Below are 14413 nucleotides of genomic sequence, written 5' to 3' on the forward strand. Positions count from 1 at the left end.
TCCCTCTCTCTGTAAGACATCAAATAATTTACTACTTCTTATCACTGTACTTGTTATTTTTAAATTATATATATGTTATATTACTAAATTTTATAAAATTAATCAATACTATAAATTATATTAGTATATAATTAACATATTATTCCTCCGCCAACTACAACTTCTCCATTGTACATTACTACTGATTGACCTTTAGTTATTGCTCTTTGTGGCTCATCAAATATTATTTTTACTTTGTTTTCATCTATTTTGTAAAGAGTCGCTGGTGATGGCTTTGCTGAATATCTTATTTTAGCTTCTATTCTTATAGGTTCAGTAATATTGTCAAAAGGAATAAGATTTACATCTTTTGCTATTACAACTTTGTTGAATAAATCTTCGTTGTCTCCTAATACTACTGTATTTTTCTTAGCATTGATATCAATAACAAACATCGGCTTACCAAATGCTATTCCTAGTCCTTTTCTTTGACCTATTGTGTAGTTTACTATTCCTTTGTGTTTTCCTAACACATTGCCTTTAGTATCTACAAAGTAACCTTCTTCAATTCTTTTTTTTGAGTGTTTTTTTACATAACCTGCATAATCATTGTCTTTTACAAAACATATTTCTTGACTATCTGGCTTATCTGCTACTAATAATCCCATTTCTCTAGCTATTTCTCTTATAGTGTCTTTTTCGTAGTCACCTATAGGTAATAATGTATGCTCTAATTGGTCTTGTGTCATATTATAAAGTGCATAAGTTTGATCTTTTTTATCTGTAACAGATTTTTTTAATAAATAACGTCCGCTCTCTTCATCTTTTTCTATTTTAGCATAATGTCCTGTTGCTACATAATCACATCCTATTTGACGAGCTTTGTTAAAGAAGTCATCAAACTTTATATGTTTATTACATGCTATACATGGATTTGGCGTTCTTCCATTTAAATATTCATCTATAAATGGCTCTATTACCTTTGCTTTAAATACATCACTAAAGTTTAATACATAAAAAGGTATGCCTATTTTTTCAGCAACTCTTCTCGCGTCTTCTACTGCTGCTAAAGAACAACATCCACCTTCATTTTCTATTAGTTCATCATCATCATCTTGCCATAATTTCATAGTTACTCCTATTACATCATAGCCTTGTTTTTTTAGAAGGTATGCCGCTACGGAACTATCTACCCCTCCACTCATACCTATCATTACTCTTTTGCTCATAAAATCACCTCGTTGTTTATATTATATCTATTTTGTCGTATTTTTAAAATATTAAAATTCACTTTACTCAACTTACGTATTATAAAAACTATATAAGTTATAATCCCTTGATACATAAATAATATCCCTTTTAAGTAAGTTTACCTAAAAGGGATATCATGATTTAAAATTATATATTATAATTTTAAGCTTCTTCTACTATATCATGGTGATGATCATGATCATCATCTATTACTACACCATCTAATTCTGGTATATGAATGTTATTTTTTTCTGCATAGTCTATTAATGCTGCTTTTATAGCTTGCTCAGCTAATACTGAACAGTGCATTTTTACTGGTGGCAAACCATCTAAAGCTTGAGCAACTGCCTTATTAGTTACTTCTAATGCTTCATGTATAGTTTTTCCTTTAACCATTTCTGTAGCCATAGAAGAACTTGCTATAGCTGATCCACATCCAAATGTTTTAAATTTAACGTCTTTTATTATTTCATCTTCTATATCAAGATATATTCTCATTATATCTCCACATTTAGCGTTTCCAACTTCCCCTATTCCACTTGCATTATCTATTTCTCCAACATTTCTAGGATTCATGAAATGTTCCATTACTTTATCACTATATTGCATAATTTTGTCCTCCTATATACTCTCTATATTTTTTATACTCTATTTTAATTAAATTGATTTATTTTCTTTCATTTTTAGCTGCATCGTAAAGAGGTGACATACTTCTTAGTCTCTCTATTACAGCTGGTAAATTTTCTAATATATAATCAATATCTTCTTCTGTAGTAAAGTCACCTATTGTAAGTCTAAGTGATCCGTGAGCTATCTCATGTGGTAGTCCTATAGCCATAAGTACATGAGATGGATCTAATGATCCTGAAGTACATGCTGATCCACTTGATGCCGCTATACCTAACATATCTAACATAAGAAGTATTCCTTCTCCTTCTATAAATTCAAATGAGAAGTTTACATTACCTGGCAATCTATCAGTTAAGCTACCATTTACTCTTGTATATGGTATTCTTTCTAGTATTCCATCTATTAATTTTTTTCTTAAAGTCGTTAATGTTTGTATGTGATTTTCCATATTAGCTTTAGCTATTTCTGTAGCTTTACCATATCCAACTATTGAAGGTATGTTTTCAGTACCTGCTCTTCTTCTTCTTTCTTGAGCTCCACCGTGAACAAAAGTATGAATCTTTGTTCCAGTTTTAATATATAGTGCTCCTATTCCTTTAGGTCCATATATTTTGTGCGAAGACATACTCATCAAGTCTACATTTAATTCTTTTACATCTATTAATATATTTCCTGCTGCTTGTACTGCATCCGTATGGAATAATACACCGTGCTTTTTAGCTATTTCACCAATTTCTTTTATTGATTGCACTGTTCCTATTTCATTGTTAGCAAACATTATACTTACTAATATAGTCGTATCTTTTATTGCATTTTCTAAGTCTTCTAAACTTATTCTTCCTTCACTATCAACATCTAAATAAGTTATTTCGAATCCATGATTTTTTTCTAGGTATTCACATGTATGAAGTATTGCATGATGCTCTATTTTTGATGTTATTATGTGATTCCCTTTTTCTTTATGTGCAAAAGCTACACCTTCTAATGCCCAGTTATCACTTTCTGTTCCGCCAGCTGTGAAGTATATTTCACTTGGTTTTGCATTTATAAGGTTTGCTACTTGTTCTCTAGCTTTATCTAAAGCATTTTTTGCTTCTCTTCCAAATGTATGAAAACTAGATGCATTTCCAAAGTAATCTGTTAGGTATGGCATCATTTCATCTAGTACTTCTTTTTTTACAGGAGTTGTCGCAGAATAATCCATATATAATCTTCTTTTTTCCATTTCTATTCGTCTCCTATCTCTTATTTTATAATAAAATTAGTTATATCATTATCTAGTTTATTTTTATTGTAATCATCTATCATGTCTTGAAGTGTAATAGATTCTATAACATCTTCTATACCCTTTTTTATTTTTTCCCAAACTACTTTTGTAACACAAACATTTGAGTTTTCGCATACATCTTCATCTAGTACACAGTCTGACAAAGATACTGGGCCCTCTAATACTACCAGTATGTCACCCACAGTTATATCTTTAGGTTCTTTAGCTAATAAATACCCACCTTGAGCACCTCTTACACTTTTTACTAAGCCAGATTTTTTCAAAGCCGAAAATATTTGTTCTAAATACTGATCCGATACATTCTGTTTTTTAGCTATATATTTCAAAGGGACTGGATCGCTATTTTGATTTAATGAAAGCTCAAACATTGCTTTTAATCCGTATCTACCTTTAGTTGACAATTTCATATTCATCACCCTTTACTTTGAAATCTAATCCCTACCTTTTTAGTATGAATTACTTTCAATATTATTCTATTATACCCTAGTAAAATTGTCAACATTTAATTCATACTGTTTTTGTAGGAATTAAACATTACTTTAATTCTATATTTATAGGCTCTACCTGTCGATTAAATATTAGAATATTTTCAGATATTTTTATAATTTTTTCGGTAGTTTAAGTAATAAAAAAACAACTAAATATATCTTCTTTTTAAAAAATGGTGATAGATTGTTAAAGTTGCGTTATAATTACATGTAAATTAAAATTTAGGAGGTAGGTATGAAGTACATTAATTTTGACACTTGGAATAGAAGAAATCACTATAAGTTTTTTGAAAAAGTAGATAATCCTCAATTTAATATATGTTTAAATATTGATATTACAAATTTCTTGAAATTTGTAAAAACTAATAAAGTTTCATTCTACTATAGCATGATTTATGCTTCTACATATGTAATGAATGAAATGGAAGATTTTCGTTATAAAATTAGAAATGGAGAGATTATACTTCAAGATAAATTAAAACCATCTTTTACAGATATAGGAGCTTCTGAGGATTTATTTAAAATTGTAACTTTAAGTTTAGAAAATAGCATTATAGAATTTTCAAACAAGGCAAAAGAAAAATCAATCAACCAAATAGATTATTTTCCTGAAACTGATGTTAATCAAGATGAATTAATCTATTTTTCTTGTCTTCCTTGGGTCTCTTTTACTAGTATATCAAATGAAATTGTAATGAATAAAGAAGATTCTATTCCGAGAATATCTTTTGGAAAATACTTTAATGATAATGGTAAGATCTTATTACCCTATTCTATCCAAGTAAATCATATGCTTTTAGATGGTGTGCATGTAGGAAAGTATCTAGAAAAATTACAAAAGTTTATTAATGAAATATAATAGTAAATTACATATATTGTTTTAAAATATCATGAGGTTAGACTTATATCTAACCTCATGTTTATAGTTATTCTATTTTACAGACTTATGTATATCGAACCCAGTTGTATTACTTTTTTTATATTAAAGAGCCGATGCTCCTAGTATTCCTGCATCATTTTTAAACTTAGCTATTACTATATCTGCTATCTCTGTTTCTTTAAATGGAAGATATTCTTTTACTTGTTCTGTTAAACCCTCTAAAACTATATCACTCGCATTAGAAACGCCTCCACCGATAGATATAACTTGAGGATCAAGGAAGTTTACTATATTACCTAGTCCCATTGCTAAATATTTTTTAAATCTAGTTATAACTTCTAATGCTACTTCATCCTTTTCTCTATAAGCATCAAATACCATTTTAGCAGTTATATTTCCTATATTATTTTGACAAGCTTCTCTAATTGCTGTTTCTCTGCCTTCTTCAACTAATTTTTGTGTATATCTTATTATTGCTGTAGCTGAACAGAAAGTTTCAAAGCACCCATTATTTCCACAGTTACAATCATAATAATTAGTAGATATCATAGTATGTCCAATTTCAGCACCTATTCCATTAGCACCTGTGATAAGTTTACCATTTATTACAACTCCACCACCGATTCCTGTTCCTAAAGTTATCATAATCCCAGTATCATAACCCTTCATGCTTCCATATGCATACTCTGCAAGAGCAGCTACATTTGCATCATTTCCAACTTCAACTCTTGTATTTTCAAATTTTTCTTTTATTTTATTTACTATTGGTGCATTATTTAACGCTAGATTAACACATGTAACTGTCCCTTTATTAGTTACAACTCCTGGGAAACCTATACCTATAGTGCCAATGTTATTAATATCCATATTATTTTGAGACACAATGTCATTTACTAAATCTGTTATATCTTCAACTAACTTATCTAAACCACCATTTGCATCTGTTTCTTTTACCATTTTATGGGAGATTTTACCATCTTTAACAATACCTGCTTTAATACTCATCCCACCAACGTCAATCCCTATTGTATACATATATTCCTGGTTCTAAAAACATATACAAATGTACTTATATTAAGTAATTTAATATAAATTTATTAGATAATTCGCACTTTTTCTATCTTTTGATAGTTTTAAGCCTTGGTTGTACCAGTTAGTTTAATTATTCAAACTTATCCTACAACCGTATTTTAAAATAATATTTTCTTGCAATCTCTAACGCCTCGCTATGAGTGCAGTAAAAGCTCCACAAGTGGTTTACCCTTACTGGTCATTAGATATTAATATTATTTGTAATACTTATCGAATTATTCTTTTATTTATATATATTTTTAGAGTGTTCAATTAGGTTCGTTACTCCTAATCAGTTCTCTTATGAACTTCTTATGCTTTCACATAAGCACAGACTATATCATCACCTAAATAAATTAAGTGCTCCCCATTTCCCCACACTTGTAGGTACGAGATTTCTCTCTAGTCGTTGAACGTTTCCCTCTTTAGGACTTCGCTGCTGATTATCCATTGTATAAGCACTTAGGATTTAACCTTATGCCATCTAACTAATTTTTTCTACTTTCGTAACCGTCACACCTATCCATATTTCATGATTACGCTGTGGTTTAGTTAGCTTTAGGAACTTCCAGCAATTAAAGGAGTTTTGAGTAGATTTATCTACCACTCTACACTCTTTACGAATGTAGGGAGCTTTTTATTAACAAAAACATATTTGTATATCTTAAAGTATACTTAAGTATGTTTTTGACAACTATTTAGTTGCTCCTAAATTCCATTTGCCTTTTGATTCAATTTTATATTTTTAAACAAAATAAGGCTATAATTTTATGTAGTCAAACATGAAAATGATTTCTTAACTACATAAAATTATACAATATTTATTAAATTTCTACACTATAATTTTTGTTTGTAATTTAATTTAGATAGTAAATTTTCATCTAGAATAAATACTCCATTTACCCATATCTTCAAATCCAAGCTTTCTATATATTTTACCGGCTTCTATATTATCATAAAATAAACATGGTATTTTATTTTCATTTATCAGTTCTTTGCATATTTTTGTTATGCAATTAGTAGCAAATCCTCTATTTCTATATTCTGGATGTGTTCCAACTCCTACAATCATAGCATGTGTATTATTTTCACAAGTGCTTTTTACCATAGCTACTACTTTTTTATCCATCTCTATGCAGTATCCTCTACCACTTTTCAACCCACTTTTTATACTTTCCACACTAGTACTATCAAATTCTTCTATTAGTTCATATAGTTTTGCAACTTTATTTATGTTACCAAATCTTATTTTTTTAACTCTTATACTTGAATCTGTACTTATAAGATTTTGAGAATTATTTAACCTACAAAAGTTTACTACTCTTTCTTTTTCTAAATCTAATTTTGGAACTAATTTTTTTAATACATCTGTTTTTCCACTTAACTCTATATAGTTAGTATTATTTATTAAATTAGCAAACTCATTTTCATCAAACTTATTATGGGCATAAAATATAAGAAATTCAAAATATTTTAATAGTACACCTTCCACTTCACCCTTTTTATTGATATTTGACCATACAGTTAAAAAATAATTGTCATAGCCGTACTTTTCTATGTCTCCTATAATAAATAAATTAAAATCTGGTTCTCTTTTTAAGTACTCCATAATTTTATTATTATAAGTACTATCCACCTTTACAATCATAATTTTCCCCCTGATATGTGTAAACCTAAAATCTTATTCTATTAAATATATACTCTCTCTTTTATTGTATTAGTAGTTTTTTTATATTCAATATAGCTCTAATGAGTTTTAAGAATTATCATCTAAATACTCTAAATACTTCTTTATATTCTGCTCTGTTTTGTTTTCTTGAGGTACATAATATATACTATCCTTTATGCTTTCTGGTAAGTATTGTTGCTTAACATAATGATTTTTATAATTATGAGGATATAAATACTCTAGCCCTCTTCCTATTTTTTTTGCTCCCGAGTAATGAGCATCTTTTATATGAATAGGTACATCCATTACAAACTCATTATCTAACTCTTCTAATGCATTTGATATGGCTAAATAAGCAGAATTAGACTTTGGAGATGTTGCTAAAAGTATGGTAGCTTGTGCCAAAGGAATTCTAGCTTCTGGAAATCCTAGTTGCATAGCACTATCAGTACATGACTTTACTACACTTATAGCATTTGGATATGCCAATCCAATATCTTCACTCGCTATAACTAAAAGTCTTCTACAAATACTTATTAAATCCTCCCCTTTTATTAATCTAGCTAAATAATGTATTGCAGCCTGAGGGTCACTTCCCCTTATTGATTTTTGGAAAGCACTTAAAATATCATAATAATTATCTCCTTTTTTATCAAAATTTAGTATTTTAGTAAAAGTAGATTTTTTTATTATTTCTGCATTTATATTGACTATATTATCTTTATTAGGTTTTGTTGAATAAGCTACAAGTTCTAATACATTTAGTGCTTTTCTCATATCCCCATCTGAAATTATTGCTATATCTTCTAAAGCATCTTCCGTAAATAGCATTTCAACATAGCTTTCTTTCTTTAATATCTCTACAGCCCTTTTTAGTCCCTTTATTATATCTTTTTTGTCTACAAGCTTAAATTCAAATACAGTGGATCTGCTTAATAACGCTTTATATACATAATGATATGGATTTTCAGTAGTACTTGCTATTAAAGTTATCTTCCCATTTTCCATAAACTCTAATATAGACTGCTGTTGCTTTTTATTGAAACTTTGTATTTCATCTATATATAACAATACTCCCTGTACATTATTTATCATTTCCAAGTCTGCTACTACTTTTTTTATATCCTCTAATGATGAATTAGTCGCGTTTATTTTATAAAAAGTCTTATTACTTTGTTTTGCAATTATTTCGGCTACTGTTGTTTTACCTACGCCAGGAGGTCCAAAAAATATCATATTAGGCAAGAATGGAGACTCTAATATTCTATTTAATACTTTATTTTTGCCTATTATGTGATTTTGTCCCACTACTTCATCTATACTTTTAGGCCTAATCTTATCTGCTAATGGCATATATTACCTCCATTTTATTTAAATTATATATATTATAAGAGAAAATAAGACAAAAGGTATCTATTTATTAAAAATAGATACCTTTTTTACAAACAATTTAATTATTAATGTTTTCTTAGTTTTTGAAGTTCTTCCATAAGTTTATCATTAAGTATCTTTATGTGTGTACCTTTCATTCCTAAAGATCTTGATTCTATAACTCCAGCACTTTCAAATTTTCTTAATGCATTTACTATAACTGATCTAGTTATACCAACTCTATCAGCTATTTTACTAGCTACTAATAACCCTTCTCTTCCGTCTAATTCTTCAAATATATGCTCTACAGCTTCAAGTTCAGAATAAGATAATGTTCCAATTGCCATTTGAACAACAGCTTTTTTTCTCATTTCGTCTTCCAACTGTTCACCTATAGCTCTTAATATTTCAAGTCCTACAACGGTTGCACTGTACTCCGCTATAACTAAATCATCATCTGTAAATAAGCCCTCATATCTTGAGATTAATAACGTCCCTAGTCTTTGTCCACTACCTAATATAGGTACTATGATAGTTTTCTTTTGAACTCTATCTTGTTCAAAAGGGAACAATTCTAGCATATCATCTCCAGTTATATTTTCTATAGTTTCATTAATTTTTAGCATGTTCTGAGTGTATTCATCTGGGAATCTCTTTTGTTTTGTAATTTCATCTTCTATAACTGAACTATCTTGTGCATCATTAAGGTGCAATCCTAGTACTTTTCCTTTAGCACTTATAACGTATACGTTTGAATTCAATACGTCTCCTAGCGCTCCCGCTAATAAATCAAAAGAGACATTGCTTCCACCACTTGTTTGTAATGTTTTGTTAATTTTTCTTGTTTTTTGTAATACTTCACTTGCCATTTGTATTCATCTCCTCATGAAAGTTATGCCTTATATAATATATGTTTAATAAAAATTGGCTTCTCTCGCTGTTTAAAAGTTTGTTTTTGTTGTTCATGCACTTGAAATATTAACATAATTTGATATTTTTTTCAATATAAACCGTTAAATTTATTTTTAAAATTTTCTGTATTTTCTGTATTTTATTCTTTGCCACAATCTTTATTCGAACAAACTACTTTTGTTTCACTCTTAGATACTTTTTCTACCATATATGAATTACATTTATCACATAATTCTCCAGTAGGTTTATTCCATGCTATAAAATCACATTCTGGATAGTTTGAACATCCATAAAAGGCTTTACCTTTTTTAGACTTTCTAAGAATGATATCTCCTTCATGACATTTTGGACATTTAACACCAACCTTATTTACTATAGGTTTCGTTGTTTTACATTCTGGATATTTTTTGCAAGCCATAAACTTACCAAATCGACCATGTTTTATAACCATGTTATCACCACAAGTTTCACATATCTCATCTGTTTCTTCATCCATATTTATCTTTTCAATACTATCTATTGCTTTTTCTATTGCTTCTTTTAATGGTTCATAAGACTTAGCTACTACATTTTTCCACTCAACATTACCATCTTCAATTTCATCAAGTTGACTTTCCATATTTGCTGTAAAATCAACCTCTATGAATTTTTTGAAGTTATTTCCTAGTATATCTGTGACTATTTTTCCTAATTCTGTCGGGCATAAACTAGTACCTTGTTTTTCAACATATTCTCTGTTTAATATTGTGCTTATTGTCGGAGCGTAAGTGCTTGGTCTACCAATACCTAATTCTTCTAGTGTTTTTACTAGGCTCGCCTCTGTATATCTTGCCGGTGGCTGAGTAAAGTGTTGTATTGGTGAAATTTCATCTAATTTAAGTAAATCACCTTCATTTATATTAGGTAGTATTTTATCTTCTCTATCTGTAAAATTGTAAATTTTAGTATATCCATCAAACTTCATTTTTGAACCTGTTGCTTTGAATATATAGTTTTCTATTTCACATTCAACATTTAATATGTCAAATACAGAATCTTCCATTTGACTAGATACAAATCTTCTCCATATTAAGTTATAAAGTTTAAATTGGTCTTTTGTTAAATAACTCTTTATGCTATCTGGAGTTTGTTCTACATAAGTTGGTCTAATAGCCTCATGAGCATCTTGAACCTTTTTGGATTCTTTTTTCTCTTTCTTTTCAGTATTATCTTTGTAGTAATTTTCTCCAATTTCTTCTAGTATATAACTTTTTGATTTTTCCTTAGCTTCTTCAGATATTCTTTTTGAATCAGTTCTTATATAAGATATTAAACCGACTGTCTCTTTATCTATATCTATACCTTCATATAATTCTTGAGCTATACTCATTGTTTTCTTTGTTGTAAATGAAAGTTTGTTAGCAGCTTCTTGTTGCAACATACTTGTTGTAAATGGCTTAGGTGCTGATTTCTTTCTTGATTTAGATTCTATGGATTTAACTATAATTTCTTTATTTTCTATGTCTTTTAAAATTTGATTTACAGTTTCTTCATTTTCAATTTCTAATTTTTTATTGTCTTTTCCATAAAATTTCAAGGTTATATTTTTTTGTTTACTGGTTTTAACTTCCATATCAATTGTCCAGTACTCTTTAGGTATAAATGCTTCTATTTCTTTTTCTCTATCACATATTAACTTAGTAGTTACTGATTGAACCCTACCTGCACTAAGACCTTTTCTTATTTTCTGCCAAAGTATTGGACTTATTTGGTAACCTAAAAGCCTATCTAAAACTCTTCTAGCTTGTTGCGCATTTACTACACTCATATCTATCGTCCTAGGATTCTTTATTGCTTTCTTTATAGCATCCTTTGTTATTTCATTAAATTCGATTCTGCACTCGTCATTTTCTTCTAAATTTAATATGTGTGCTAGATGCCAAGATATAGCTTCTCCCTCTCTATCAGGGTCAGTTGCTAGATATATTTTTTTAGATTTTTTTGCTTCTTTTTTTAATTCTTTGATTACATCGCCTTTACCTCGTATATTTATATACTGTGGTTCAAAATTATTTTCTATGTCTACGCCTAACTTACTTTTAGGTAAATCTCTCACATGTCCCACAGAAGCTTTTACACTATAGTGGCTTTTTCCTAAAAACTTTTCTATGGTTTTAGCTTTTGCAGGAGATTCCACGATGACTAATGTTTTTGCCATAAACGACACACCCCCACTATCTTTATTTATTTATATATTTAAGCAATATGTTTGGTTTTTCTTTTCTACTAGTAAATCATTTAAAACTAATTCATTTAAAATTAAATTTACAGATTTTATTTCCATTCTAGTATTAGCACAAATTTCATCTATATGCAAGACCCCATTGTATTTTACTTGTTCTATTATTATGATACTTTCTTTGCTTAACCCTATATTATCATAATTTTTATAATTTTCTTTATCTTTTATACTATTTATTTGATATTCTTCTAAAATATCTTCTATACTATCTACTAATTTAGCTCCTTCTTTTATAATTTTGTTACTTCCTTTACTATTATAAGAATCTATTCTGCCGGGTAATGAAAAAACGTTTTTGCCTTGATTTAGAGCGTATTCAACTGTAATTAGAGCGCCACTCTTCTCTCCCGCTTCAACTACTATTACACCGTCACTGATTCCGCTTATTATTCTATTTCTTTGAGAAAAATTACTTGGATATACTCTATCTTCAATGTAGTATTCAGATAAAAGTAGACCTCCTTCTTCTAATATCTTATTTGCTAGTTTTATATTTTGCTTAGGTAAAGGATTATCTACAGATGACGCTAATACACTTATAGTTTTTGAATTTCCATTCATACATCCTATATGAGAGTATGAGTCTATTCCTATTGCTAGTCCACTAACAATATTTATACCTACATCTGAAAGTTTTTTACTTAATTTTTTTGCACAATCAATTCCGTAATTTGTTGCTTTTCTAGATCCAACCATTGCTAAGCTTATATTATTAAAAACATTTATATCACCTTTATAAAATAGTACATTCGGTGGATTATATATATGTTTTAAATTTTCGGGATAATTGTCATCCTCTATTGATACATATTGTATTGATTTGTTATGTAATTTTTCTTTCATTTCATCTAAATAAGCAATGCTTTTATATTTTACTATATTTTCTTTAATATTTGAATTTATATTTTCTAATTTATAGATTTCTTTGTTGGAAAGTTCAAATATATTTTCAAGATTTGTTCCATTTTCTCTCATCATGTCTATAGTTTTATAGTTCATTCCACCTATTAATTTTGTCCATAAATATAAATCTTTTTTTTCCATACTTCACCTCTATTTAAAATAATTATAATAAGCTTTTCTAAATGAAAAAGCTTCTATAATGTGATTAGATTTTATATTTTCTTCTATTTCTAAATCTGCTATAGTTCTCGCTACTTTTATTAGCTTTACATAAGCCCTATTGCTTAATTTATATTTGTCGTATATTAAATTTAAAGTAGGTGAAACGTCTTCTTCTAATTTGCAATACTTTTTTATATGATGTAATTTCATTTCATCATTAGTTTTTATATTGTCTTCTTTAAATCTTTCTATTTGAATTTTTCTTGCTATTTCTACTCTATTTTTTATTGTTTTTGATTTTTCAGAATTAGTTCTGATAAAGTCTTTATATGGTAAGGAGCTAACTTCTACAAATATATCAAATCTGTCTAAAAGAGGTCCTGATATTCTATTAATGTATCTATCTATTTCATACTGTCTACATCTACATTCTGTTTCTGACATACTATATCCACAAGGACATGGATTCATAGCTGCTATTAAAAGTACATTACATGGATATACAAAATTATACTTAACTCTAGATATATTTATATTCTTATCTTCTATTGGTTGCCTTAAAGTTTCTAGTATTTTTCTATCAAATTCAGCTATTTCATCTAAAAATAACACTCCTTTATGAGCTAATACTACTTCTCCAGGTCTAGCATCGTGTCCTCCACCAATTAAAGATTGTTTTGTAGTTGTGTGATGTGGTGCTCTAAAGGGTCTATGATTAATTATTCCTTTATTTTCATCTATTAAACCTGCTGCGCTATAAATTTTGCTAATTTCTATCATTTCTTCTTTTTGTATATCTGGCAAAATAGTTCTTAATCTTTTTGCAATCATGGTTTTCCCAGCACCAGGTGGGCCTATCATAAATATATTATGATTTCCTGCAGCAGCTATTTCTGCGCTTCTTTTCACAAATTCATTTCCTGCTACTTCACAAAAATCTTCTTCATAATATTTTTCATTTAAGTGGTAATTTTGATTTTTTCTATCTTTAATAATTTCTTCTTGGTTGATGATTAGGTCATGATTTAAGAATTCTATGCATTGCTTTAGACTAATTAAAGGTACTATGTCTATGCCTTCTATAAATGATGCTTCTACTATATTGTCTAAAGGTATAAATACTCTCTTTAATCCCATACTTTTAGCACATATTATTATAGGTAAAATTCCCCTTACCTTTCTAAGCTTTCCATCTAATGATAGTTCTCCAACAAACATACTATCCTTTATATATTGATTATCTTTTTTTATATTTATCCTAATAATCCCAATAGCTATAGATAAGTCGAAAAAAGAACCTTCTTTTTTTATATCTGCAGGCGACAAATTTACTATTATTCTAGAATTAGGAAATTTATATCCACTATTTATTATTGCCGATTTAACTCTTTCTCTAGATTCTCTTATTTCTGCACTCGGTAATCCTACAATATTAAGACATGGTATTCCATTTGTTATGTCTACTTCTACTTTTGTTAAAACTGCTTCTATACCCATTAAATTACTTGAATTAATAATACTAAGCATC

General features: G+C 28.6%; 12 protein-coding genes and 1 other annotated feature (1 of these 13 cut by a window edge). Of the genes, 1 reads left to right on the forward strand and 11 read right to left on the reverse strand.

Annotation, left to right across the window (positions count from 1 at the left end):
* Positions 1-54, reverse strand: a binding site (T-box leader) (it extends 169 nt beyond the left edge of the window).
* Between the two features lie 77 nt (positions 55-131).
* The 4 genes from mnmA to ACRC03_RS15020 all read right to left on the reverse strand — a co-directional run bounded on the left by mnmA (position 132) and on the right by ACRC03_RS15020 (position 3555).
* Complete coding sequence (gene mnmA / locus ACRC03_RS15005; protein WP_438653400.1) at positions 132-1208, reverse strand: tRNA 2-thiouridine(34) synthase MnmA; 1077 nt, start codon at positions 1206-1208, stop codon at positions 132-134.
* Positions 1209-1392: 184 nt separating this feature from the next.
* Positions 1393-1839, reverse strand: coding sequence for a Fe-S cluster assembly scaffold protein NifU (gene nifU, locus ACRC03_RS15010; protein WP_438653401.1), 447 nt, complete (start codon positions 1837-1839; stop codon positions 1393-1395).
* Positions 1840-1897: 58 nt separating this feature from the next.
* Entirely contained in the window at positions 1898-3085 is a 1188-nt protein-coding gene (gene nifS, locus ACRC03_RS15015) for a cysteine desulfurase NifS (RefSeq protein WP_438653402.1), read from the reverse strand.
* Positions 3086-3105: 20 nt separating this feature from the next.
* Positions 3106-3555 carry an RrF2 family transcriptional regulator gene (locus tag ACRC03_RS15020; protein WP_438653403.1) on the reverse strand — a complete coding sequence of 150 codons (450 nt, stop codon included), beginning with the start codon at positions 3553-3555 and terminating at the stop codon, positions 3106-3108.
* A 316-nt stretch (positions 3556-3871) separates the two neighbouring features.
* Here ACRC03_RS15020 and ACRC03_RS15025 point away from each other — a divergent pair, with 316 nt between their 5' ends.
* The gene (locus tag ACRC03_RS15025) at positions 3872-4495 is read left to right on the forward strand and encodes a chloramphenicol acetyltransferase (protein WP_438653404.1); all 624 of its coding nucleotides are present in this window, start codon (positions 3872-3874) and stop codon (positions 4493-4495) included.
* 123 nt (positions 4496-4618) lie between these two features.
* Here ACRC03_RS15025 and ACRC03_RS15030 read toward each other — a convergent pair whose 3' ends face one another.
* The 7 genes from ACRC03_RS15030 to ACRC03_RS15060 form a co-directional block, all read right to left on the reverse strand.
* Positions 4619-5551: an ROK family protein gene (locus ACRC03_RS15030; protein ID WP_438653405.1), complete on the reverse strand. Its 933-nt coding sequence runs from the start codon at positions 5549-5551 to the stop codon at positions 4619-4621.
* A 913-nt stretch (positions 5552-6464) separates the two neighbouring features.
* A complete protein-coding gene (locus ACRC03_RS15035; RefSeq protein WP_438653406.1) occupies positions 6465-7235 on the reverse strand; it encodes a GNAT family N-acetyltransferase in 771 nt (256 codons plus the stop codon).
* A gap of 108 nt (positions 7236-7343) precedes the next feature.
* Entirely contained in the window at positions 7344-8609 is a 1266-nt protein-coding gene (locus ACRC03_RS15040; RefSeq protein WP_438653407.1) for a replication-associated recombination protein A, read from the reverse strand.
* Positions 8610-8713: 104 nt separating this feature from the next.
* Entirely contained in the window at positions 8714-9496 is a 783-nt protein-coding gene (codY, locus tag ACRC03_RS15045) for a GTP-sensing pleiotropic transcriptional regulator CodY (protein WP_438653408.1), read from the reverse strand.
* Positions 9497-9678: 182 nt separating this feature from the next.
* Positions 9679-11736 (reverse strand): type I DNA topoisomerase, encoded by a 2058-nt coding sequence (topA, locus tag ACRC03_RS15050; protein ID WP_438653409.1) that lies wholly within the window; start codon positions 11734-11736, stop codon positions 9679-9681.
* Positions 11737-11766: 30 nt separating this feature from the next.
* Positions 11767-12864, reverse strand: coding sequence for a DNA-processing protein DprA (gene dprA, locus ACRC03_RS15055; protein ID WP_438653410.1), 1098 nt, complete (start codon positions 12862-12864; stop codon positions 11767-11769).
* Positions 12865-12873: 9 nt separating this feature from the next.
* The gene (locus tag ACRC03_RS15060) at positions 12874-14412 is read right to left on the reverse strand and encodes a YifB family Mg chelatase-like AAA ATPase (RefSeq protein ID WP_438653411.1); all 1539 of its coding nucleotides are present in this window, start codon (positions 14410-14412) and stop codon (positions 12874-12876) included.
* Position 14413 lies beyond the last annotated feature (1 nt).

Origin of the sequence: Romboutsia sp. (assembly GCF_051659545.1) — a bacterium.
In the GTDB taxonomy this organism is placed as follows: domain Bacteria; phylum Bacillota; class Clostridia; order Peptostreptococcales; family Peptostreptococcaceae; genus JBOFOR01.

What these genes read in the sequence shown, in the direction of transcription:
- nifS (WP_438653402.1), bottom strand. Translation starts at nt 3,085, where the DNA reads ATGGAAAAAAGAAGATTATATATGGATTATTCTGCGACAACTCCTGTA.
- ACRC03_RS15040 (WP_438653407.1), bottom strand. Translation starts at nt 8,609, where the DNA reads ATGCCATTAGCAGATAAGATTAGGCCTAAAAGTATAGATGAAGTAGTG.
- mnmA (WP_438653400.1), bottom strand. Translation starts at nt 1,208, where the DNA reads ATGAGCAAAAGAGTAATGATAGGTATGAGTGGAGGGGTAGATAGTTCC.
- topA (WP_438653409.1), bottom strand. Translation starts at nt 11,736, where the DNA reads ATGGCAAAAACATTAGTCATCGTGGAATCTCCTGCAAAAGCTAAAACC.
- ACRC03_RS15020 (WP_438653403.1), bottom strand. Translation starts at nt 3,555, where the DNA reads ATGAAATTGTCAACTAAAGGTAGATACGGATTAAAAGCAATGTTTGAG.
- codY (WP_438653408.1), bottom strand. Translation starts at nt 9,496, where the DNA reads ATGGCAAGTGAAGTATTACAAAAAACAAGAAAAATTAACAAAACATTA.
- nifU (WP_438653401.1), bottom strand. Translation starts at nt 1,839, where the DNA reads ATGCAATATAGTGATAAAGTAATGGAACATTTCATGAATCCTAGAAAT.
- ACRC03_RS15035 (WP_438653406.1), bottom strand. Translation starts at nt 7,235, where the DNA reads ATGATTGTAAAGGTGGATAGTACTTATAATAATAAAATTATGGAGTAC.
- ACRC03_RS15030 (WP_438653405.1), bottom strand. Translation starts at nt 5,551, where the DNA reads ATGTATACAATAGGGATTGACGTTGGTGGGATGAGTATTAAAGCAGGT.
- dprA (WP_438653410.1), bottom strand. Translation starts at nt 12,864, where the DNA reads ATGGAAAAAAAAGATTTATATTTATGGACAAAATTAATAGGTGGAATG.
- ACRC03_RS15060 (WP_438653411.1), bottom strand. Translation starts at nt 14,412, where the DNA reads ATGCTTAGTATTATTAATTCAAGTAATTTAATGGGTATAGAAGCAGTT.
- ACRC03_RS15025 (WP_438653404.1), top strand. Translation starts at nt 3,872, where the DNA reads ATGAAGTACATTAATTTTGACACTTGGAATAGAAGAAATCACTATAAG.